Annotated in this window: 19 protein-coding genes; 7 read left to right on the forward strand and 12 right to left on the reverse strand. The window is 56.6% G+C overall.

Features of this window, described 5'->3' with window-relative positions:
• Positions 1-26: 26 nt before the first annotated feature.
• The 4 genes from IHQ71_RS11750 to IHQ71_RS11765 form a co-directional block, all read right to left on the reverse strand.
• Positions 27-269 carry a 4-oxalocrotonate tautomerase family protein gene (locus IHQ71_RS11750; RefSeq protein WP_258162134.1) on the reverse strand — a complete coding sequence of 81 codons (243 nt, stop codon included), beginning with the start codon at positions 267-269 and terminating at the stop codon, positions 27-29.
• Between the two features lie 69 nt (positions 270-338).
• The gene (locus IHQ71_RS11755) at positions 339-1,052 is read right to left on the reverse strand and encodes an SDR family NAD(P)-dependent oxidoreductase (protein WP_258162135.1); all 714 of its coding nucleotides are present in this window, start codon (positions 1,050-1,052) and stop codon (positions 339-341) included.
• A gap of 141 nt (positions 1,053-1,193) precedes the next feature.
• Positions 1,194-2,126, reverse strand: coding sequence for a LysR family transcriptional regulator (locus IHQ71_RS11760; RefSeq protein WP_258162136.1), 933 nt, complete (start codon positions 2,124-2,126; stop codon positions 1,194-1,196).
• Positions 2,127-2,269: 143 nt separating this feature from the next.
• Positions 2,270-2,887, reverse strand: coding sequence for a response regulator transcription factor (locus IHQ71_RS11765; protein ID WP_258162137.1), 618 nt, complete (start codon positions 2,885-2,887; stop codon positions 2,270-2,272).
• Between the two features lie 401 nt (positions 2,888-3,288).
• Here IHQ71_RS11765 and IHQ71_RS11770 point away from each other — a divergent pair, with 401 nt between their 5' ends.
• Positions 3,289-6,147, forward strand: a complete 2,859-nt coding sequence (locus IHQ71_RS11770) for a PAS domain-containing protein (protein ID WP_258162138.1) — start codon at positions 3,289-3,291, stop codon at positions 6,145-6,147.
• A complete protein-coding gene (locus tag IHQ71_RS11775) occupies positions 6,144-6,518 on the forward strand; it encodes a response regulator (RefSeq protein ID WP_258162139.1) in 375 nt (124 codons plus the stop codon). Before IHQ71_RS11770 ends, IHQ71_RS11775 begins: the two co-directional genes overlap by 4 nt.
• Positions 6,519-6,682: 164 nt before the next feature.
• Here IHQ71_RS11775 and IHQ71_RS11780 read toward each other — a convergent pair whose 3' ends face one another.
• The 7 genes from IHQ71_RS11780 to IHQ71_RS11810 form a co-directional block, all read right to left on the reverse strand.
• Positions 6,683-7,969: an epoxide hydrolase family protein gene (locus IHQ71_RS11780; protein WP_258162140.1), complete on the reverse strand. Its 1,287-nt coding sequence runs from the start codon at positions 7,967-7,969 to the stop codon at positions 6,683-6,685.
• Between the two features lie 219 nt (positions 7,970-8,188).
• A complete protein-coding gene (locus IHQ71_RS11785) occupies positions 8,189-8,785 on the reverse strand; it encodes a VOC family protein (protein ID WP_258162820.1) in 597 nt (198 codons plus the stop codon).
• Positions 8,786-8,889: 104 nt separating this feature from the next.
• Positions 8,890-9,300, reverse strand: a complete 411-nt coding sequence (locus IHQ71_RS11790; protein WP_258162141.1) for a cupin domain-containing protein — start codon at positions 9,298-9,300, stop codon at positions 8,890-8,892.
• Between the two features lie 27 nt (positions 9,301-9,327).
• A complete protein-coding gene (locus IHQ71_RS11795) occupies positions 9,328-10,608 on the reverse strand; it encodes an epoxide hydrolase family protein (RefSeq protein ID WP_258162142.1) in 1,281 nt (426 codons plus the stop codon).
• Between the two features lie 1,702 nt (positions 10,609-12,310).
• The gene (locus IHQ71_RS11800; RefSeq protein WP_258162143.1) at positions 12,311-13,021 is read right to left on the reverse strand and encodes a hypothetical protein; all 711 of its coding nucleotides are present in this window, start codon (positions 13,019-13,021) and stop codon (positions 12,311-12,313) included.
• Positions 13,018-13,407: a hypothetical protein gene (locus tag IHQ71_RS11805; RefSeq protein WP_258162144.1), complete on the reverse strand. Its 390-nt coding sequence runs from the start codon at positions 13,405-13,407 to the stop codon at positions 13,018-13,020. Before IHQ71_RS11805 ends, IHQ71_RS11800 begins: the two co-directional genes overlap by 4 nt.
• Positions 13,408-13,713: 306 nt before the next feature.
• A protein-coding gene (locus tag IHQ71_RS11810) for an IS3 family transposase (protein ID WP_258162145.1) occupies positions 13,714-14,840 on the reverse strand; the annotation gives its coding sequence in 2 pieces (ribosomal slippage) (positions 13,714-14,600 and positions 14,600-14,840; 1,128 coding nt in all).
• Between the two features lie 291 nt (positions 14,841-15,131).
• Here IHQ71_RS11810 and IHQ71_RS11815 point away from each other — a divergent pair.
• The 4 genes from IHQ71_RS11815 (at position 15,132) to IHQ71_RS11830 (ending at position 19,330) form a co-directional block, all read left to right on the forward strand.
• On the forward strand, positions 15,132-16,658 hold the full coding sequence (locus IHQ71_RS11815; RefSeq protein ID WP_258162146.1) for an IS630 family transposase: 1,527 nt from the start codon (positions 15,132-15,134) through the stop codon (positions 16,656-16,658).
• 498 nt (positions 16,659-17,156) lie between these two features.
• Entirely contained in the window at positions 17,157-17,423 is a 267-nt protein-coding gene (locus IHQ71_RS11820) for a hypothetical protein (protein ID WP_258162147.1), read from the forward strand.
• Between the two features lie 11 nt (positions 17,424-17,434).
• Complete coding sequence (locus tag IHQ71_RS11825) at positions 17,435-18,118, forward strand: hypothetical protein (RefSeq protein WP_258162148.1); 684 nt, start codon at positions 17,435-17,437, stop codon at positions 18,116-18,118.
• A 75-nt stretch (positions 18,119-18,193) separates the two neighbouring features.
• Complete coding sequence (locus IHQ71_RS11830) at positions 18,194-19,330, forward strand: HNH endonuclease (protein WP_258162149.1); 1,137 nt, start codon at positions 18,194-18,196, stop codon at positions 19,328-19,330.
• A gap of 53 nt (positions 19,331-19,383) precedes the next feature.
• Here the strand turns inward: IHQ71_RS11830 and IHQ71_RS11835 are convergent, their stop codons facing one another.
• Positions 19,384-20,331 carry a hypothetical protein gene (locus IHQ71_RS11835; protein WP_258162150.1) on the reverse strand — a complete coding sequence of 316 codons (948 nt, stop codon included), beginning with the start codon at positions 20,329-20,331 and terminating at the stop codon, positions 19,384-19,386.
• A gap of 487 nt (positions 20,332-20,818) precedes the next feature.
• Here IHQ71_RS11835 and IHQ71_RS11840 point away from each other — a divergent pair, with 487 nt between their 5' ends.
• Positions 20,819-21,808, forward strand: a complete 990-nt coding sequence (locus IHQ71_RS11840; protein ID WP_258162151.1) for an MrcB family domain-containing protein — start codon at positions 20,819-20,821, stop codon at positions 21,806-21,808.
• The last annotated feature ends 518 nt before the right edge of the window (positions 21,809-22,326 follow it).

Raw genomic sequence — 22,326 nt, forward strand, 5'->3', positions numbered from 1 at the left:
CAGGCGGCGGACCTTTGGTAGCAACCTCAGGACTTTGCCGCTGCCGCGGCGCGGATCTGGCGATACTGCTGCGTCGGCAGTCCGCCCCAGCCCCAGTTGTCGAGATCGACTTCCTCGATCACCACATAGGTCGATTCAAGCGGCTTGTTGAGGACATCGAGGAGCACCTGACTGACACCCTTGATGATGGCGGCTTTCTCCTCCGATGAAACCGAGTTGCGGTCCGGTGTGGTTCCCTCGCGGGTAACCTGGACGGTGACGATGGGCATTGCAGTTATCCTTTCGAACTTTCCGATTTGAATGGTTGCGCAGTCGCGCGCTTGTCTGTGGGTCGTTGTTCACCAGCGGCCGGCGTTCTGGCCGCCATCGACGTGCAGGATCTCGCCGGTGACGAAATTCGCCCCCTCGAGATAGAGCACGGCATCGACGACATCGCTGATCTCGCCCATGCGGCCGACCGGATGCAGGGTCGAAAGCGCAGCATGCGTTTCCGGCGGGTTCATCGGGGTCTTCATGATGCCGGGCGATACCGCGTTGACCCGAACGCCGCTCTTGGCGAACTCGATGGCAAGCGCCTTGGTGGCCGCATTCAGGCCGCCTTTGGTGAGCGAGGCGAGCACGGCGGGCACGCCTGATATCGGCTGGTTGACCAGGCTGGTGGTGATCGTGACGATGTGGCCCGAGCCCTGCTTGAGCATCTCAGTCGACGCCCGCTGCGTGATGTTGAAGAAGCCGGCGACATTGACGCTCATGTTGTTGTCGTAGTCCGCCTGAGTGAATTCCGCGAACGGCTTGGCCAGGAAGACGCCGGCATTGTTGACCAGCGTATCGATACGGCCGAAGCGCTCCAGGCCCTCGCGAACGATCCGTTCCGCAGTCTCCGGCTTGCCGATGTCGCCCGCCACGGCCAGTACGTCCGGATCGGCACTGGGCTTGATTGACCGGGATGTGGCGATGACGCGGAAATTCCGGTCACGATAAGCCTGGACCAGGGCGGCACCGATTCCCTGTGACGCGCCGGTGACGATAGCGACTTTCTGTTCATTGCTCATGATGAGATCCTCTTTCGGTTGCAGCCCCGTTTTTCGGCGACCGCCCCGAGGCCCTCGGCTTCGGTGCAACTGATTTAGATCTGTTCGATCATCGGGAGAATGGATGCGATTTGGCGAACAGTCCACCGGATATCGGCATAATCAGAAGAGGATGCCGGCCTCTGCCGCCAGACGCGAGAACTCCTTGCGCAGGCGCGGTGCCGCGAAATCGACAAAGGCGCGGACCTTGGGCACCGACATGCGGCCGTGCGGAGCGAGCAGATGTACAGGCAAAGGCGGATGTTCGGCATTCGCCAGCACGATCTTGAGCCGCCCGTCGCGCACATATTCCGCGACATGATACGAGTAGAGCCGGGTCAGCCCGATGCCCGCGGCGGCCGAAGCAGCAGCCGCTCGGACATTGTTCACGATGAACCGTGGCGTGAAATGAACGGTTCGCGGGATCGAAGAGCCCGGCCCCGGCGCGAAGCCCCAGGAATCGAGACCGAAATTGCTGAAGGCAACGATCTTGTGTTTTGCCAGATCAGCAGGTTCTTCGATATGAGCGTTTTCGGCGAGATAGCGCGGGGAAGCGACGACGACGCGGCGAACGTCACCACCGAGCCGCGTGGAGACATGCGAGGAATCCTGAAGATGACCGATGCGCAGGGCGAGATCGACCCCTTCATCGACCAGATTGACGAAGCGATCCAGCATGAGAAGCCGTGCCGAAACGGCCGGATGGAGATCGAGAAAGGCGTCGAGGATGGGGCGCAAGACCTCCTCGCCGAAGACAGGCGGCGAGGAGATGGTCAGCATGCCGCGTGGTGCTGCGCGTTCGCCGCCGACGAGCATGTCTGCTTCCTCCAGGTCGATGAGGACCCGGCGACATGCTGCGGCATAGCGCTGGCCGGCTTCGCTCAGCTTGAGCGTGCGCGTCGTTCGATGCAGCAGTTCCATGCCGACATGGGCTTCCAGGAAGCTCAGCGCCCGGCTGACCGCCGTTGGCGATCGTTTCAACTGCCGCGCCGCGCCGGCGAGGCTGCCCTCGTCGATCGCGGCTATGAACACCTTCATCGCGTCAATTCTGTCCATGATCCCGTCGCTTTTCGGTATAATGATCTCTTTCTTGGAGATATTGCCCCGAATTGCGAACGAGATAAACAGGCTGACCGGCTGTGTCAGAGGATTGAAGCGCTGGCGACGCGCAGGCGCCTGACAATTGTTCGCGTGTCGCGCTAATGCGCGGTGCCGAGTTTGGCGGCCATGTTCACCAGATCGGGAAGCGAACGGGCCTCCATCTTCCGCATCACCTGGCCGCGATGCGCCTTGACGGTGATCTCGCTGATGCCGAGCTCGTAGGCGACTTGCTTGTTCAGCAACCCGGAGACGACGAGTGCCATGACCTCTCGCTCACGACGGCTGAGCGACGCATGGCGATTTCGGAGCGTCCGGATTTCCGAGACCTGCGTAAACGAAGCTTTGCTGCGCTCCAGCGCGTTGGTGATCGCGCCAAGCAGTTCATCGTCGTTGAAGGGTTTGGTCAGGAACTCCGCCGCTCCAGCCTTCATCGCCCTCACAGTCATCGGCACATCGCCGTAACCGGTGACGAAAATAACCGGCATATCGGAACGCTCCGAGGACACGAGTTCCTGTAGACCAAGTCCATTGAGATCCGGCAGATTGACATCGAGGACCAGGCAGGTCGGGCCCTCCAGCCTGGGATGATCGAGGAATTCCTCGGCGGAGGCGAACAATTGCGGGCGCCAGCCCGCAGTACTGATGAGCAGCTCAAGCGATTCACGAACGGAGATATCGTCATCGACGACAAATACGATAGGGGTACCCTGCGACATGGGATGATAACCTCGTTCGGTCGCCGAATGCAGCCATAAGTCCGCGTATATCGCGTTGTACTCCTCCAATTCGCTGCCCACAAGACGCAAGCACGCGACTGCCCAATACTGGTCAGGCCGCAATGTTGAGCTCTTTTCGCAGCGGATACTGCGAGGTTCCTGGTCTATTGTGCTTCGGTGTCAATGTGCGCGTTGAGGCTCAGTTCGGCGACATTCTTCACTGCGGTATGGAATACGAACGCCAATGATGCCGACGGCGAAGGCCGTCCGCCGATCCGCGTGGTTCACCTGAACCAGATCGGGACTGAAGGCCATAGGATCGAAACCGATACCATCGCACAATAGATTTCCTGGCTGAGCCAGAGCATGCTCGCGCCGGGATATTTATGAGAAGGACGGCAATGGAGACGTATCTTGGCGCCGTCCTGGATGTGCTGCCGGTCATGGTGTGGACTGCGCAACCTGGCGGAAGCGTCGATTTTGTCAATCGATGCTGGTCTGAATATACCGGTCTTCGTCTCGACGAGGCTCGCGATCGGACATGGCAGGCCGCAATCAATCCGGATGATCTGGCACGATTGCTCGAACGTTGGCGCCTAATTCTTGCGTCCGGCGAGGCGGGCGAGATGGAAGCGCGCATAAGACGCTTCGATGGACAGTATCGGTGGTTCGTCTTCCAGTGCAGTCCGATGCGCGACGATCTCCAACGTGTCAGCAAGTGGTTCGTTGTCGGAACGGATGTGGACGATTTTCGTCGCTCCGAGGAAATCCACTGGAAGCGCGCCGAAGAAGCCCTGCAGATCAGCAAGAACAATCTTGGCCTTATCATCAATACGTTTCCTGTCATGGCCTGGTCGGCAGGCCCTGACGGGTCCGCCGAGTATTTTAACCAGCAGTATCTCAACTACGTCGGACTATCCCTTGGTGAGCAGCGGGATTGGGACTGGACGGCGGCGATGTCGGAATACTGGGATCTGACCGTTGCCATCCACCCCGATGACGTGAACATACTTGCTGCGACCTGGCGGGCTATATTGGCTTCTGGTCAGTCTGGAGAGGCGGAAGCACGACTCCGCCGATACGACGGCAAGTATCGGTGGTTTCTGTTTCGCGTAAACCCGCTGCTCGACGCCGCCGGCAGTGTTGTCAAATGGTATGGCACGTGCACCGATTTCGACGATCAGAAGCGCGCCGAGGAGGCACTTCGCGAGAGCGAGCGCAACTTCAAGCTAACCATCGACACCATTCCCGCGCTGGCCTGGACGGCTCGTCCCGACGGCTCGGTTGAATTCATCAACCAGCACTATCTCGACTATCTCGGTCTTTCGGCTGAGAATGCCCAGGGCTGGGGTTGGACCTCTGCCGTTCATCCCGACGATCAGGAGACGTTGAAGGCCACCTGGCAAGCGATCATTGCATCTGGAAAACAAGGAGAGTCCGAAGCGAGGCTGCGCCGTTTCGACGGCGAGTTCAGGTGGTTTCTGTTCCGCGTCAGTCCTTTGCTCGACGCATCCGGGAACATTCTCAGCTGGTATGGGGTGAATGCTGATATTGACGACCGCAAGCGCGCGGAGACCAACCTCGCCAGCGAAAAACATCTATTGGAGATGATTGTTTCCGGAAGTCCGCTTCGCGATGTCCTCGGCGCGCTCTGCCGGATGGTCGAAGAGCTTGCCCCCGATTGCTTTTGCGATGTCCACCCAATGAATTGGAGCGATCAGACCATCGAATATAGCGTGTCCTCCACGCTTCCTAAAACCTACACCGATCTGATCGCGGGACTATCGGTCCGTGGTGATGATTTGCCCTGCGCGGTCGCTGCGCGTCAGAAAGTGCAGGTAGTCACGGAGGACTTCGAAACGGACTCGCGCTGGCAGGTGTCAGATCTTCGAACCCATGCTCTGCAGCACGGTCTCAGGTCGGTCTGGAGCACGCCGATTTGCGCAAAGGACGGGCGCGTCCTCGGCACCTTCTGTGTCTATCAACGCAGCCCGGCGACGCCCTCGGCTCATCACCAAAATCTTATTGCGCACGCGTCCCACATCGCAAGCATCGCCATTGAGCGGTCGCGAACCGAGGCAGCGCTCAAGCGCAGCGAGACGCTTCTCGCGGAAGGTCAGCGGCTCAGTGCGACAGGGACATTTTCATGGCGAGTGGACACGGACGAGATCACGTTTTCAGAAGAGCTCCATAATATTTTCGAGTTCGACGCGGGCACCGCGATAACCCTCGAGCTGTTTCGTACGCGCGTGCATCCGGAAGATATGTCTCTTGTGGCAGCGCAATTGGATCGGGTGCGTGCCGGCCACGACTATTCCGGTTATGAAATCCGTCTCATGATGCCGGACAATAGGGTAAAATACCTTCGTACTTTTGGCCAGGTGATTTGCCATCAGGACGGCCGGCTGGAGTGCCTGGCCGCGGTACAGGACGTAACCGCAAGCCGCCTCGCGGATGAGGCACTCGGCAAGGCTCGCTCCGAACTTGTCCACGTGGCGAGGATCACGAGCCTCGGGGCACTGACGGCGTCGATCGCGCATGAAGTCAATCAGCCGCTTTCCGGAATCATAACAAATGCCGGCACCTGCCTTCGCATGCTGGCGGCAGACCCACCAAACATGGACGGCGCGCGCGAGACGGCACGGCGCACCATCCGCGACGGCAATCGTGCCGCCGATGTGATCAAACGCCTGCGCGCACTTTTCAGCAAGAGAACCACGGTCCGACCGGTTGATCTTAACGCAGCGGTTCGAGAGGTCATCGAGCTGTTGTGGAGCGATCTCCAAGCAAACCGCGTGGTTCTCCGCACGGCTTTTGCCGACAACCTTCCGTTCGTCAGCGGCGACCGCGTCCAGCTTCAGCAGGTGATCATGAACTTGCTCCGCAACGCTACGGATGCCATGGGCGATGTCGGCGATCGCCCCAGACGGTTGCTGGTAAGTACCGAACTGGATGAGGACGATCATGTGCGTTTGTCCGTGCAGGACGCCGGCGTCGGGTTCAGAACAGAGGATCTGGGTCGGCTCTTCGACGCGTTTTACACGACTAAGAGCGACGGCATGGGGATCGGCTTGTTCGTCAGTCGATCGATAATCGAGAACCACAGCGGCCGCCTGTGGGCATCATCCAGTGATGGTGCCGGGGCCACGTTCTCGTTCTCTGTCCCCACATATTCAATGGATCAGGCGCCCGCGCAAAATATTGACGCCGCACGGACGTCGTTGTCAGCACTGCCCAATGGGCTAGCGGAGACTTTATGAAAGTAACGCATCCAGCCGTATCAATCGTCGATGACGACGAGTCCGTACGCGAGTCACTACCCGATCTGCTCAACGAGTTCGGCTTCAGCGCGAAGACGTTCGCTTCTGCCGAAGAATTTCTCGCCTCCGATAGTGTCGGCACGACAAGATGCCTGGTCCTGGACGTCGCAATGCCAGGAATGACAGGTCCCGAGCTGCAGCGCGAACTGGCCCGCCGGGGCGAGTCGATCCCGATCGTCTTCATCACGGCGAATGCGGACGACACCATTCGTCCGCGCCTGATGGAGCAGGGTGCTGTCGAGTGCCTGTTCAAGCCATTCAGCGATACGGCACTTCTCGAGGCGCTAAGTTCGGCGCTCAGTGCGCCTTGAACGCCTGAAGCGCTATGACCAAATCAAGCGATGGTCGCTGAGATGAAAGAAATGGAAGGCAATTGAATATTCAAAAAGGCGAATTTTAACGTTGCCCTCTTCGAGTGAACGGCGGCATCGGCACGCTCGGGAGGTGACAGGGCGGCGTTGCCGCCCCATCCGCTTCAGATTGATTGCCGTAGCGGTCGAAACGCAGCCCGGAGCTCGGAGGAAAAGATCTGCGGCTGTTCCCAGGCCGCAAAGTGTCCGCCCTTTTCGAGCCTGTTGTAGTAGATCAGATTGGGATAGGCCCGCTCTGCCCAGCTCCGCGGCACCTGATAGAGCTCGTCGGGAAATGCGCTCACGGCCACAGGGATGGTGACGCCCATCGCGGCAAAGAAGGGAAGCTTGTTCTCCCAGTAGAGACGAGCCCCGGAGAGTGCCGTATTGGTCAGCCAGGTGATCGTGATGTTGTCGAGAACGTCGTCTCGCGTGAGACCCTCGGGCTGCCCGTCGAAGGCGCGCGCAATGAGTTCGTAACTGCGGACGTCGTGATCGAGGAACCAGGCGGCCAGTCCGACCGGCGAATCCGCAATCCCGTATAGCGTCTGCGGCCGGCTACCCATCTGCTGAGCGTAAGCCACGCCATGCGAGAAGAACACGTCGAGCCGTTCGAATGCGTATCGTTCGTCAGCAGAGAGACCTGGCGGCGGCTTGTGACCGGCGAGTGCCTTGAAAATTTCCGCCGGCACGGCAGACGGCATGTTGGTGTGGATCCCAAGCAGCTCCTCCGGCGCCTGTGCGCCCATCTGCTCCGTGATGACCGCCCCCCAATCGCCGCCCTGCGCGACAAATTTTCGGTAGCCGAGGCGCTTCATGAGCACAGTCCACGTCCGTGCGATATGGACAGGATCCCAGCCGGTCGTGGTCGGCCTGCCGGAGAAGCCGTAACCCGGCAGCGACGGGATCACCACGTCGAAAGCATCCGACGCCTTCCCGCCATGCGCGGTTGGGTTGGTGAGCGGATCGATGATCTTCAACTGCTCGACGATGGAGCCGGGCCAGCCATGCGTGACGATAAGCGGCAGCGCATTCTCGTGCTTCGAGCGGACATGAATGAAATGGATGTCGAGCCCGTCGATTTCGGTGATGAACTGAGGCAGAGCATTCAGCTTTGCCTCACATTTGCGCCAGTCATATTCCGTGGCCCAGTAGCGGGCAAGATTCTCGATCACGTCGAGTTGCACGCCTTGCGTTGCGTCCGCGACCGTCTCCCGGTCGGGCCAGCGCGTAGCAGCAATCCGTCGGCGAAGCTCGGTGAGCTCTTCGCCCGGGATGTTGATGATGAAGGGACGAACCGCGTCGCGGTTCGTTGCCCCGAGCAAAGTCTTGGGCAGCAGGCTGGCGGCGCCAACAGTAGCGGTGGCGGCAAGCAGTTGTCGCCGTGTCGGCGATAGTGATGTCGATGACATGTCATCCTCCTCGGTTTCGAATGCAATCACTGAGCGGCGGGAAGAAATCCCGGCCGCCGTCGCATATGCGACGTCAGGATCCGCGCTAAGATTGTGGTCGTTGGCTGCTACCGTGCGTCGTCCTCAACGGCGGAGTTGGACCTCACGTGTCATCGAGGACGCACGTGCCGATTTGCAGCACGGCGTTTCGGTGGCGACGATGGCGTCGCAACCGTTTGTTCAAAGCGGCAGCGGCTTGCCCGACTGCTCAGCCACCATGTAAGCGGCATACCAGTCCGGCCAGTTTTCGTCCCGCTGGCCGCCATTCCGTGCCTCATGCTCGCCGTGAGCGGTGGACGCGCGCCGGAAGGCGCTTGCCAGATCTGATGCCGAGGCGAAGCTTGTGACATTCGAGTCGATCCGCCCCGGGAACCGGTTGGTGACCTCCTGCAATAGCCATTCGTTGCCGTCGGGGTCGCTGAACGTCGCGTAGGTAAAGTAGCTGCGACGCTCGGGATCCGGACCATTGACAGCCGGCTTTCCCGGACCGGGCCGATGGAATATTTCGCCCACCTCGACCCCACGCCTGACGAGTTCGGCGCGGGCTGCGACGATGTCGGATACGACAAGAAACATTCCGCGCGCCGATCCCGGAGCGTCCGATGTCATGCCCTTGCCGACGTGGATCGAGGCCGGCGAGCCGGGAGGCGTGAACTGCATGACGTGAAAATCGTCCCCGACGGCGAAATCTGCGTCGAGCCGCCAGCCCAGGTTGCTGTAGAAGCGCTTGGCGCGGTCGGGGTTCGAAATGGGGACAACAACGACCTCAAGCTTCATGTCGCCCGTTGCTGCGGAGTGTGCGACGTCTCTCTCAATCACGATCTGATTCACGGCTAGTTTCCTTTGCTCTGTTGGTTGTCTGGAATCACACAAGCTTTCGCTCAGTTAGCCGGGGCCGGCTCATTGAGCTTGAGGAGGGGTTTTCCCTTCTCGACGATGTAGGTGGCCAGCTCGGACGCGTTGCCGTCTCCGATATTCCTCGCCGAGTGGATCGTTCCGGCCGGAATGAACAGGGAGTCACCAGCTTTCAGTGTCACGGGTGGCTGACCCTTAAACTGGTATTCGAACTCTCCCTCGATGACGTACGCTATTTCCACGCCGGGATGGCTGTGCGGGGGGAAAGCCACGCCATGGGGGAAATCGACGCGCACCTGAATGACTTCACGGTCCGCCGCGTCTAGGTCCTGCCGCACAAGATCGGTGCGCTTCACTTCCGAGTGTGATTGCGCCGCGTGCAACAGACTGCTGCCGACGAGCAGTGCGGTCGCCGAGATGAGAAGGATGGCTTTCATGTGGATCTTCCTTTCGTTTCACATTGGTCAGAGAGGCATCCGAAGCGGCCGGAAAGCTGCGCGCAATTCGGCGGAGAAGAGTTCCGGCTCTTCCCACGCGGCGAAGTGCCCGCCTTTGTCCACCTCGTTGAAATAACTCAGGTTGCGATAGGCGCGCCGCGCCCACGTCTCGGGCGCTCGATAGACCTCGTCGGGAAATACGGTGATGGCGACCGGCAATGAAATTTCTGCGGTCTTCTGCGCCGTGGAGAGAAGCACGCTCTGCCCCATGGTTTCCCAATAGATCCGGGCCGCGGATGTGGCGGTGTTCGTCAACCAGTAGAGCGTGACATCATCGAGCATCTCGTCCTTTGTCAGGAAGCGCTCGGGTTCAGCATTGTTGTAGTCGTACATCCATGCGGCAAGCCCGACAGGAGAATCCGTCAGGGTGTAGCCGATGGTCTGTGGCCGCGTTCCCATCATTGCCGCATAGGCGCGATACTTCTTGTAGAAAGTGCCAAGCGCATTGAACGCAGTGCGCTCCTTTTCGCTGAGATCAGCCGGCGCCGGGCCTCCGCCGGCGAGCGCTGCCGCGATGTCGGGCGTTATGGTCGCGGGCAGGTTGATGTGAATACCTGCCAGGCCCTTCGCCTCATGCCGCGCCATCGCGCTGGAAACAGGCGAGCCCCAGTCGCCGCCCTGAGCGACATAATGCTCGTAGCCCAGGCGCTGCATGAGTTCTGCCCAAGCGTGGGCGATGCGATCAGGATTCCAGCCCTTGCCCTTTGGCTTTCCAGAGAATCCGAAGCCCGGCATCGAGGGCAGAACCAGGTCGAAAGCATCTTCCGCTCGACCGCCGAACGCCGCCGGGTCAGTGAGGGGACCGACGGTCTTGAGCAATTCGAATACAGAGCCCGGCCAGCCATGCGTCATGATCAGCGGCAGCGCATTGGGATGTCTCGACCGAACATGGATGAAGTGGATGTCGAGCCCGTCGATCTCGCTGATGAACTGCGGGAGAGCATTCAGCGTCGCCTCTGCCCTGCGCCAGTCATATTCGGTCCTCCAGTAATGAAGTATCTCCTGTAGACTGGCGTGTTGAATTCCTTGTGACCGGTCATCGACCGTTTCACGATCGGGCCAACGTGTCGCCGCGATGCGCAGGCGGAGGTCGACGATGTCTTCTTCCGGGATATTGATGGTGAACGGTCGAATTAAAGAACCCTCAGTCGCTGCTTGCGCTGCTTCGGGGAGGAGCTTGATGGCGCCAGTTGCAATCGTCGCGGCCAACAATCCTTGCCGATTGAGAATTGAGAATGCTGCTGACATAACGTCCTCCTCGATTTACTCGACCCCGTTTGGTTGGGGGATAAATCGACCGTCAGCAGCGGAAAATCTATTGCACGATGGTATCGGCGATACCTTGGTATGGTAGGTGTCGCGGCATACCGCTGAGGGACTCAACCAAAGTTTGGAAGAAGTTTAGGGGCTCAAAGGAGAAGAGCGAGGTGCTCGACTATAGGTGCCGCAAAGCGGTCGGTCTGGATTCGGCTCCATATCGGTCCCCGCTCAACGCGCTCCATTTCTATATTTTGGCGCAAAGCGCGGCCATTCAAACATTGCACCCGGGTGCAAAGTTTCGAGGAAAAAATAACCTTAGGTATTCAGGCACTTGTGGGGATCAAGGGAAGGCAACCTAAGTCAAATTATCCAATAAAATCAATAAGAAATTCAACGATGTTGGAACTAGTGTTGGAACCGCTGTTGCCACGTCGTCATTTATTGAACCGAGCGCAAAACCACGGGACTACTATCCGGAGAAACAGGCCCTAGCGGGTATCGGTATCCGGGACCGCGCACACGAGAGGCGTGGGCGGAGGGACTTAGACTGGGAATCTCTTCACTGCGAGTTCGGCGCCCAACGTGCGGGCGACCATGGCTCGGGCGTCGATCGGCGACATCCCTGACGACACAAGTTCGCTAAACCGATCCCGCATCAGGATATGGTCTTCTGGATGTTTCCGAAGTGCAGACGGCAGCTTCGCGCCGCCACGAAAGGGCTCACTAGTCCCGTCAGCCGTGTCCACCCATAGAATATTTGGGTCTGGTATGAAGATGAAGTGTTCGGGGACATCGATTAGCTGCGGCGTTAGGCAACGCCAGAGCCCCTCCCTCTGGACAACTGAGTGGAGAATGATCCAACCCCAAACGTGGCGGGTCAATCCTTGCGGGTCGCCTGCGGCGTATTGCGCACAGTTCACATGGCAGTTGTAAGGAACCATCCCAATTTTCAGCAGATGGTCTCTCGGGGGTCGCGTAACCGCCACCCTTGGGAGCGCAAGGACTTCCGTTAAAGCATCCGCCTCCGCCTGCGTAGCTGGGAACGCCATCTCCTCGACGTTCCGGAGGATAAGCTCGGTCAGGGACTCGCGGTATAGATCCGTAGAAGCTTCTGGATTGTTTCCTAGCGGAGCGTCTTTCAAGTGGATTTCGCCTGTTTGGTTCGAGTGTCCGAAATCGAAAGGCAGCTTGATCACAGAACTTCTTCCGGGGAAAGCCGGCGAACTCGATCCTGACATCCGGTGCGAATTATAGGAGTTTGCGCGCCGTTCTCCACGACCGTGCGAGCCGCTTGAACCTCCTCGATTATGCGTTCGCGTTCCGTCAACTCCAACAATTCCTTGACGGCGCCAGGGCGGGAGCGCCTGAGGGTAAAAGAAATGGGTGGCCGCAGTATGGGCGCATCACTGAGACGACGTCACGGCCGATTGGTGGCGATAACGGTCATCCTGGTAAGCTATCTCGACCGGATGCAAACCGCTCGAAAGGACGTTGAAATGACCCGCGCCTCCAACACCGCAGCCTCAATGAGGCCAGCCGTCGGCTTACCCAGCAACGCCTTGAAATTTGCCTTGAGTGCGGCCGACTTGGAATAGTTCGATTTGGATGTCCTTTCAGCGCGCGCGATGTGTCCCGTGCCAGTCCCTTCTTGCGCCGATTTGACTGGGACAACCCTTCAGGCTGCTTTCTATTAAAGGATTGTCTGTATCATCACGAACGGCGACTTCGATGCCTCGCCACGCCTCATCTGCGAGAGATACATATCGAAGTTGTGAAGGACGCAAACCCTGAACTTTCTTTTTGCAAACCCCTTCAGCGCTTTACTTGAGGTTGCGGTTAGATAACCAAGCGTGATCAGAGAAGGTGGGAAGTGGTCGTCGGCAGGTAGCCCTGCTTTAAGCTTTTTTAGCCTGGATGGCGCAATTTCGTGCACAATTCCGATGAACTGAGCGAGCAGCATCGGGTAGACTACCAGCTTTTTCACTTCAGCGAACGTCGCCAGCGCGTTATTGTCCAGCGCCACCCATTTTTGCTTTGCTTTCGCCTTTGGCACCTTGTCGTCGCCTACAACGACGGCCACGTCCACAACATAGACTGCCTCATCCTTGTGGCCCCCCATCACCGCGAGGTTGGAATGTATCTCGTAAAGCTCATCAGCTTTGACACACTTGAACCATGAGAAATTATAAGGGTAACCACGAGACGACAGCTTGGCCACAAAGAGGCCATTAATCGCGTTCTCCACCGTTACCGTGAACCCTGCCAGCCGGTAGTGTTCGGTCGCCATGGTGAGGGCGCCCAACTCTAGAAGTGCGGTCTCTCTAACCGCTAGGTGCTCGAATTGAACGGAGTGCTTACTGATGAAGGCTTTAAGCTCCTTCTCGATATCGGCGACGTTCAACGTTCTCTCGCAAACATCATCGCGGCCACATCACTGAGACTACCGCTTTCCACAACTAGGTCCTCGATGTCGAGCTTATCTATCAACATGTAGAGTTCCTGACGAAGGTTTCTACCCTCAGTGACTGCCGAGGAATTTTGGCTGATTTCGTCTCGCCCGATGCGGAAGCCGCGTGTTTGAGGCGGACCTTCCGATCCTGGAGCTGTTCGCGTTGCAATGCTGATGCAGTCGTTCATTATCCAGAACTGGCTGTTTACAGCGGACCAGATCCGACGGATGGCGACAATAAGCAGGAACTGGTCCAGTCTGTCACCGTTGATCTCGACGCGGGCGTCCCTCGCGATATCAGGAACTACTGCGGCAACGGCGTCAACGTAGCCGTTCACACCTTCTCTCAAAGAATAGGGCAGTCGCTCCGTAATGCTCTGGACTTGTCGGCTTGGCATCGGTCACTCTGCTGTAAAACTGGTTGCAATAACTTACAGGTGTCTTCCATCGCTGCGTCAAGCTCGATCCTCGCGCTCGGTCTCCATCGCCCCTATTTAGTGCCGAGTTGGTGCGGATGACGGGAGGAGAACCCAGTCGAATTTGTCTAATAATATCAACATATAATAAGGCGATGTTGAAAGCAATGTTGAAACCGGCGCCCAAGAGCAGACTGAATAGCCCCGAGTTTCGTAGACACCCTCGGGTTAGATTTTCTGCTGCTTTTCGAACTCGACGGGCGACAGCATCCCGTTCCTGACGTGTTTGCGTTTCGCGTTATAGAACATCTCGATGTAGTCGAACACGTCCTGTCGAGCTTCATCTCGTGAACGGTAGACCCTGCGGCGTATTCTCTCTCGCTTCAGAAGATTGAAGAAGCTCTCGGCCACCGCATTATCATGGCAGTTGCCGCGTCGGCTCATCGAGTGAACCAGATTGTGGTGCTTGAGGAACGCGGCCCAGTCCATGCTCGTGAATTGCGAGCCTTGGTCCGAATGGATCAGCACCTGGTTCCTTGGCTTACGTCGCCACACCGCCATGAGCAGAGCCTGCAGCACGACGTCCGTGGTCTGGCGGCTCTGCATCGCCCAACCGATGACCCGGCGCGAATAGAGATCGATGACGACGGCGAGATAGGCAAAACCCTCGCAGGTCCGGATGTAAGTGATGTCCGTGACCCAGGCCTTGTCCGGAGCCGCTACGCCAAATTGCCGGTCGAGTGTGTTGTCGATAGCGACGGCAGGCCTGCCGCCATAGATGCCGGGACGGCGTTTGTAGCCGATCTGCGCCTTGATCCCGGCGAGACGCGTCAGACGCGCGACCCGGTTCGGGCAGCACATCTCTCCCTGATCGAGAAGGTCGTCGTGCAGCTTGCGATAACCGTAGACTTTGCCGCTCTCTTCCCATGCCTTCAGGAGCAACTCGGTCTGTCGCTTGTCCTCGTTGGCTCGCCTGCTCAGCGGGGTCTTCAGCCAGGTGTAAAATCCACTCGGGTGAACCCGCAGAAGGCGGCACATCGTCCGCACCGAAAACTGCAAGCGATGCAAAGCAATGAACGCGTACTTCACTTTGCATCCCTGGCGAAATACGCGGCTGCTTTTTTTAGGATGTCTCGCTCCTCGGTGACGCGAGCCAGTTCCTTCTTCAGCCGCCTGATCTCCTCGGCCTCGTCGTTGCCCTTGGCGTTAGACGCCGCGAACTTCTTCTTCCATTCATACAGGGAATGCTGGCTCACGCCGAGGCGCTGAGAAACCTCCGCAACCGGATAGCCTCGCTCCGTGATCTGACGCACGGCGTCGCGCTTAAAATCTTCGCTGAAATTCGATTTGTTCATGGTGCTCTTCTTGCCTCAAAATTAGGAAAGAAGGCGTCTACAAATCTAGGGGCTATTCAGACCTATTGCTTGTTAGTGCGGGTGTTCGCTGTGCTACATATTACCCGCTAACTGGAGGTCGCGATGTACGATGCTGCTTTTTGGTTGCGAATACAACGGTCGGTCCTAGTCGGACAAAAGAGTATGCGGGAGGTGGCTCGGGAGGAAGGTATTTCCCGGAACACAGTCAGAAAAATTCTAAGGACCGGAAAGCCTCGGCCATATAAGAGGTGTTCCGTCGCGCATACGGTGATGGGTGACCACAATGAATATCTTATGAAGCTGCTCAGCCTACGTCGTGACGGTGAGCGTCAAAACGTGACTGCCATTTACCATCAGCTGAAAACCCTACGCGGATACGAAGGAAGCTACAGCTCCGTGAGGCGAGCTGTCCGTTCCATATGTTTGGACGAGACGATCTGGGGTGTTGCCCTTGACCATATCTTAGGCTTGAGGCGAGCGGACGCGATTGCCTTCTTGCGAGAGACAACTAACATCCAAAGGCTCCGGGGCAGCGAGGCCTTTCCATCAGACGGGTTCAGGCGGCGTGCTGAGACGCCATTGATCCGGCTTCAGTACGGAAATGACGCGGGTCGGCGGGCAATTGGATGGTTGCTTGAGGTTCTGAGTTCTCGGAGCGGCGACGAGGAACCTAATGAGCAAATGCGTCAGTTGACCGACCTTGCTCAGATCACACAACGAATGCGCACCGGCGACCTCCGCGACCGCAAGAAGGCGCTAGCCGTATTGGCAAAAGTGCAAGGTATACCTGGAGCCGTGACATGCAAATTCCTTGGCCTGAATAGGCATACTTATCTCGTGTACAACCGCGCCTATGGAGAGGGAGGTGCGGACAATCTGTTCACCAGACAGCGCCGACGCAGTCGAAAAAGTGAGGATCGAACACTTTGTGAAAATGTCTTTAGCGTGCTCCATGAGCCGCCATCTGCGTACGGGCTTAATAGAACGTCGTGGCGGATGGAGGACTTAGCGGAGGTCTTGTCAGTGAAAGGTACGCCCGCGTGTTTAGCCGTAATTAGAGAAATCACTAAAAAGGCCGGCTACAAATGGCGAAAGGCAAGAATTGTACTAACTTCGAGTGATCCAGAATACGCGGTCAAGCTAGCAAAACTTCAGCACATTTTACGCAATCTGAGGCCAGACGAGGCATTTTTTTCGGTTGACGAGTTTGGGCCATTCGCAGTGAAAACGAAGCCTGGCCGCGTTTTGGCGCCGCCGGGTAAGGCGCCATCCGTGGATCAATGGCAAAAGTCTCGGGGATGCCTGATTTTGACGGCGGCCCTTGAGTTATCGGAAAATCAGGTCGCACATTTCTACAGCTTGAAAAAGGACACCGACGAGATGATCAAGATGTTGCGCCTTCTCGCCGACCAGTATCAGGGGTATTCTCGCATTTTTCTGTCTTGGGATGCTGCATCATGGCACATGTCGAAGAAGCTTTTGGGTACAGTTGAGGCGCATAACCGCGATGCCAAATCAGGCCGATGTCCCATGGTCGAGCTAGTTCCACTTCCGGCGGGCGCGCAGTTCTTGAACGTGATAGAGTCGGTCTTCAGCGGAATGGCAAGGGCCATTATTCATAACAGCAGCTATGAGACCGCTGACGCCGCCGTGCGCGCGATTGACAGGTACTTTGCGGAAAGAAATGCGCATTTTCGCGCCAACCCCAAACGAGCTGGCAACAAGATTTGGGGCTTAGAACGCGAGCCTCCCGTATTCTCTCCCTCGCACAATTGCAAAGACCCGGCGTACCGTTGAAGGGGCATCTTGTCGATTTTGCACCCGGGTTCACAAAAGCACAGCCGCGAGCGTCGCAGTCGCCACGTAAGTGGGCCCGGAGGGAGGGCAACCAACACGTTTTTATCTAATAAAATCAACGTTATTTTTCGCAATGTTGGAACCAATGTTGGAACCAAACGCAGGTCACAGCGCGCCTTTTGAACCCGGTTGCAAATCGGACCCCAGTCCGGGTGGATGATCGCATCAGCCTTCCTCATGCGCATGTGGGAGAGGCTCCCATTATTGATCAGCGCTACGAGCAACAATAAGCAGAGAAAAGGCCTACAAAACCCCTTACGGCTCTCTCTGTCTTCTGTTGGCGTGTCCTTGCGGTTGAAATCAAAGCCGCGCATACTTCGGGCTTTCGGGGTGTCATTAGCTATCGGATGGGACCGGCCCCTGATCAGGTGCAACTGAGCGCTGATCGTGGATTGGGCTGGTTTAAGCCGAAATGCAAGCAGCTTGGGGGAAGGCTACATGGCATTTGAACTTCGCAAAAATGAGGGAACTACTCCTCTCCGAATTCGCGCAATGTGGGGAACAGTTGAAGACCTTGAGAGCGCCGTTCGCCGCTACGAGAACGAGTTGGGCTTTGCCTCGCACGTCGGTGTCCTTCGCGATATTATCCACAATCGGACCCACGGCGTGGCGATCAAACTCCAATTGGAAACCCGCATCATTGCGTATGCCGCATTGGCGCTGGCGGCAATCCAGACCTACTTCACCATCTGGCCCAGAATTTAGGAGCGACCGTAATGAAGACGAACGCTACTTTCTGGACGAGGTCGCGGATTGTCGCTGCCGTCGTTGTTTCCGTTATTGGCATTATGATTTGGCGGCAGAGTGAAGTCAGTAAGCAACGAGCACAAGAGCAGACCCGACAGGATCAAATCGCGCTCGATCGTTTTGACCAGATTACGACCGCGAGTGAAGCTTCGGTCCGAGAATTCGAGACAATCACCAATTACTACAACAGCTCGTCCTTTTCTCGGATTTACAATGATCGAAAGATGGAGCCGATAATCATCAGGCTAGACCGCTATCTCAAAGGCCCGTTTCAGATTTCGAAGCCCATACCGGGCGGTATCCTTGAAAAGGTTCTGGATAACGATTGTCGGAGTTATTCTTCTGCGTACGAGACTTTGAAGGGTGCGGACCGCGAAGAGAAGCTCGGCAGATATCGCGATCAATACGGCTACCTATATCGCGCATTCGGAAAGCACATGGGCTCCGTTGCCGCCCATGAGGAACGGTGCACCGGATATGTCAAGGCTGCGGAGAACCGATATGCCGAGAGCCAGAAATCGACCGGCGAAAAACTGGGTGAGCTTTACGGAAAGGTGAGCAACGAAGCGTCGAGCGCCTTAGATGACGCCACCAAGCCGCTTTCAGATTTCTATGCCGATTTCCAGATAGGCATGGATAGCGCCGAACCCTAGAGCAACGCTAAGGTGCTGTTCGTAGGTAAGTGCGCCGTCAGGACAAACGATGAAGCAAGGTAGGGTTAAGGGCGCATGAGTGGAGAGAGAAAGCAGCCTTCAACTGAAGTTAGACAGGCGATCTGGGAAGCTTGGGATAAGAAGTCGGCCTATACGGGCGAGCCGGTGGCGTGGCCAAATTTGCATGTCGACCACGTCATTCCTGTCAAGAAGCCAAAACTGCTGGCGGACCTTCAAAGCAAGAGGCTAGCCCCAGCTGACTTCGATATTAATGGCTTCGAAAACCTGCTTCCCTCCGCCAATTTCCAAAACCAAGGAAAATCCGCTAAGCAGATGGAGGAGAATGCCTTGGTCTATTATCTTGAGCTGGCCCGGCAGAAAAAGCCAGAAATCCAGAGGCGTCTTGCAGCGCGATACAGGTCGAACGCTGAGCTTAAAGCCTACCTCGATCTGAAGGCCGCATCCGAGAAGAATGACGTTTCGCTTGAGGAAATGCTTACCGTTTTCGCTCATCGAGCCGAGGGCGCCGTCACCCTTCGTATCACTCCAGCAATCGAAGGGGCAAATCTCGCTACCGCCAATTCATCTGTGGCCGCCACACTGATGGACAGGCCCTTTGCCTTGGGTGGAGGAACGGTGACCGAGGTCATCGTGCATTCATCGAACGGCCATTCGCTAACTTGCACTACGAGCAACGAATTCATTCGGGCTCAACAACTCGGCTACTTCGCCTTAACCCAGACGGATATCAAGATTGCCAGCATGGCCAGTGAGACAACTGAGGCGTTGCGGGCCATCCGAGACTCCACGTTCGCTGATGAGTCCGAGTTGCGTGAGCCGATCGTGAAGCTAAGACATTTGGACCGTTGGGCGGCAGAATGGGTGGCCGGCGGCCTCGTTGATCATGATGACTTGGAAAAAATCGCTGGACTTAAGACTATCTCGGATGTGGTCGACGCAGGCCTCTGTAAGGTCGAAAGTCTCGAAGATCACGAGGTCAGTTTCATTGTTCACCACGGTCTCGATGTGACGCTTCGGGAGTTGATGAGAGCCGATCTCGACGGAGACCGGTGGGAAGAAATATTGATATTCAATTATATGTCGGCCGCTCGAAACGGAGGGACCCTCGGCGGAGGACAGGCGTTTATGGCAAAGATTGCAGAGGACGGGCTGCTGCATATGCAAGCTTATCCGCCAGAAAAGACGGAGTGACCAGTGTTGGTGGAAATAATTTGCTGGTCGGTCGGCGCGAACAGCCTGGGCGATCAGGGACCAAACCATCCGATGACAGTAGATTTTCCCATGTCATAGATCGCGTTCAACACAACAGTCGAAAGCACCAAGCCGGCAACGGTACGATGTAAGTACGCACGCCAGCGGCTCGTCTTGTAGAATTCCATCGGTGGGAATAGCCAGCGCACGTACTGGAACACGAAACGTATGAACAGTAACGATAAAAGTAGCGCGTATATTCCTATGATGACGTTAATGAAAGTTGTCTGCGTACGAAGCCAGTCACCGAAAAATCCCGAATTCTGGTGGTAGAGCCAGATCAATGTCGGTAGAAAGACCAAGTAAACGAGATAGTCGTAGGTGCCAGAGCCGTGTATTGCTGGTCTGTACGACTTCTTCCTTCTAAGAAAGTCTTGGATACGAGCTTCCGTCGAGATGACCCAATCTTCATCGCGCCCATAGATATTTATCACGCTACGGTTCGCGGTGGCGTTTGACGGCACGGTCTGCCAATCGATCTTCAATGATGGCTTCTCAAAGCTTAAAAATGCGTCCACAACATTTAAGGGGCGCGTGTTTATCGCGCGCTGTGCGTACGTGGCGTTCGAAACAAAGAACCCCTTCAGATCGTCGGGAAACTCCAGGTCTCTTGTATTAGGCATGCCTCGCCCCTGCGTGATATCGTCTGACGCCGCAGTGTACTCGTATTCGATTGCGACGAATTCTTCCACCCGCGCTCTTGCCAATTCTGGAGTATCAAAAGAGGCAATGTCGAGGGCGTTGTACTCGATGACTCGGGCCCTATCATTGGCTTTCGACAGAATTTGAGTGAACTCATAGAGGTCGTCGGCGGATAAAACCACATTGTGAGGAAAGATGTTGCGGCGATACTGTGCGACACGCTGGGGAGGGGTTAGCGCCTCTTGAACTGGCGGATCAATTGCTGCAAGCGTAGGAACAAGTTCTTTCGATTTCGCCACGTTAAATCTCCGCCACAAATGCTGTGAGAGTAGTCAGATTGGGCGCACCTAGCTAGGGCAGTTGAGCTGAGCAGCGGAAAAATCGAGTCAGGGGCAAATTAGCGGCATGAGCCCGTCGCTTTTTTTGAAACCGGGTGCAAAATTTCGTATCTCTTTGTCGCTACAATCCCGCTCCGTGTACTTGCGCCATCCCCTCGTTCCCCGTTTCAAGCAAAGTCCTTAGTGAACGGCCTTGCACTTGCGGTTCAGTCATCGGAAGTTCCATTGCAGGGCTTAGCATTGATCCATAGCCAAAGCGCTCGGCTTGACGGAGTAGAGTGGCCACTGAAGCTATAACACCGATCCGGCGCAGCGTAACGATAGTGCTTTTCCGTCAGGTGCGCTTGAATGGAAAATTGGTAGCGCGCTGCCCGCAAAGATTGCGCCATTGATTTACGGATTTTCAACCTCGGGCCTTCAAAACTCTCAAGACATTGAGGGCAAGAGTATGAATTTAAGAGACGTTCTTCACGCGATCAGTACCACATACCACTCCATCGCCATCAGAGATATAGCAGCCACTAAATCTCGACCGAAGGAGCCGGGAAACTACGTTGGGCATCAACTGGCATCGCTCATCCGCAACGAAGCAGCAGAAGTACTCTATGACTGTGTCGCCTTAGGCCAGTCGAATTTCACGACAACAAAGGGCAGTCCTGGCCAAGATGATTGGGCATATGTTCCGTGGCTTGCGGTCTATGATCCCTTAGCATCCGCCGGTGCAATGCACGGATATTACGTCGTGTATCTGTTCGATGCACCGCGCAAAGCGGTGCACCTGAGCCTCAATCAAGGCACGTATTCGGTGCAACAAGAATTCAAGTTCAGGGCGACCGAAGTGCTCTTGGATCGAGCGGCACTAATGCGACGCAAGATTTCCGATGTTTCTACCGGGTTTGATACGACTCGAATAACCTTCGGGCACAACAGCTCTCTCGCAACAAACTACGCGGCCGGGCATATTGTGGGACGAACCTATGAAGGGGAAAACCTTCCCGGCCTCGGTGAAATCGAGGCGGATCTTCAGCATTTGATGAAGGTGTATCGAACTCTTATTTTTCGAGGGGGGCTCGACTTCGAAGACCAAAAACCGGACCCGGCGGGTTCAAAAAAAACCCTTACCGAGGTTCGTGCCTATCGCCTACATAAGCGAATTGAACGAAATCCAAAAGCATCAAAGGAGGCGAAGAAAGTACACGGCTACGTTTGCAAATGTTGCGAATTCGATTTTGCTGAAGAATATGGCGATCGGGGCAAACACTATATCGAAGCTCACCATATCAAACCACTTTCTTCTCTGATTGAAGGGGCTCCCGTTGAATATGACATCAAGAACGACTTCACCGTTCTATGTTCAAATTGTCATAGAATGGTTCATCGTCATAACGACTTGATTGATGTGGTCACCTTGAAGAAGAAGATGAAACGACGGGTGTGAACGTCCCTCGACGCAAGAGCGGGCTCATCGCCAGATCGGAGCGCCGCTCGGCAGAGCGGAAGCGATGTATCCGAGGAGCATTTGGCGCCGAGCGAGCGTTCACGCCGCAATGATTTCCGGAGACGCTTGCCCACCCGCCTCTTTTTGAAACCGGGTGCAAAAATTTCAGACCTGCCGTCGATGTGCGTATGACGGCTACTCGCAGCCCACACCATCGCTATCAGCGTCTAAGCGATAGCCCGCTACGTGTAATCATCGCCTCACAGCCCCAAATCCCGGTTCAAACAATGCCCGCTTTTGACCCGATCCGATGTAGCTGACCCCGTTGCTGATATCGAGCTAATCGATCGAAATGCGGCGCACTCAGCTTCCTCCGATCAATCTCAAACTGGGTTGCCGACATCCTGCACCCCGCAGGCATCGAACGTCGAGCATACGGATGAAGTTAGCCTAGCTAGGCACAAACCGTGGCCCGCGCTTGCAGAGGCAATATCGGCAATGTATGGTTGCCGATCGGG

Source organism: Rhizobium sp. TH2, from assembly GCF_024707525.1.
In the GTDB taxonomy this organism is placed as follows: domain Bacteria; phylum Pseudomonadota; class Alphaproteobacteria; order Rhizobiales; family Rhizobiaceae; genus Rhizobium_E.

Coding starts and splice junctions, on each gene's coding strand:
- IHQ71_RS11795 (WP_258162142.1), bottom strand. CDS start 10,608: ATGTCAGCAGCATTCTCAATTCTCAATCGGCAAGGATTGTTGGCCGCG.
- IHQ71_RS11785 (WP_258162820.1), bottom strand. CDS start 8,785: ATGAAGCTTGAGGTCGTTGTTGTCCCCATTTCGAACCCCGACCGCGCC.
- IHQ71_RS11790 (WP_258162141.1), bottom strand. CDS start 9,300: ATGAAAGCCATCCTTCTCATCTCGGCGACCGCACTGCTCGTCGGCAGC.
- IHQ71_RS11770 (WP_258162138.1), top strand. CDS start 3,289: ATGGAGACGTATCTTGGCGCCGTCCTGGATGTGCTGCCGGTCATGGTG.
- IHQ71_RS11760 (WP_258162136.1), bottom strand. CDS start 2,126: ATGGACAGAATTGACGCGATGAAGGTGTTCATAGCCGCGATCGACGAG.
- IHQ71_RS11765 (WP_258162137.1), bottom strand. CDS start 2,887: ATGTCGCAGGGTACCCCTATCGTATTTGTCGTCGATGACGATATCTCC.
- IHQ71_RS11825 (WP_258162148.1), top strand. CDS start 17,435: ATGAAGACGAACGCTACTTTCTGGACGAGGTCGCGGATTGTCGCTGCC.
- IHQ71_RS11755 (WP_258162135.1), bottom strand. CDS start 1,052: ATGAGCAATGAACAGAAAGTCGCTATCGTCACCGGCGCGTCACAGGGA.
- IHQ71_RS11830 (WP_258162149.1), top strand. CDS start 18,194: ATGAGTGGAGAGAGAAAGCAGCCTTCAACTGAAGTTAGACAGGCGATC.
- IHQ71_RS11815 (WP_258162146.1), top strand. CDS start 15,132: ATGGGTGACCACAATGAATATCTTATGAAGCTGCTCAGCCTACGTCGT.
- IHQ71_RS11775 (WP_258162139.1), top strand. CDS start 6,144: ATGAAAGTAACGCATCCAGCCGTATCAATCGTCGATGACGACGAGTCC.
- IHQ71_RS11780 (WP_258162140.1), bottom strand. CDS start 7,969: ATGTCATCGACATCACTATCGCCGACACGGCGACAACTGCTTGCCGCC.
- IHQ71_RS11750 (WP_258162134.1), bottom strand. CDS start 269: ATGCCCATCGTCACCGTCCAGGTTACCCGCGAGGGAACCACACCGGAC.
- IHQ71_RS11840 (WP_258162151.1), top strand. CDS start 20,819: ATGAATTTAAGAGACGTTCTTCACGCGATCAGTACCACATACCACTCC.
- IHQ71_RS11820 (WP_258162147.1), top strand. CDS start 17,157: ATGGCATTTGAACTTCGCAAAAATGAGGGAACTACTCCTCTCCGAATT.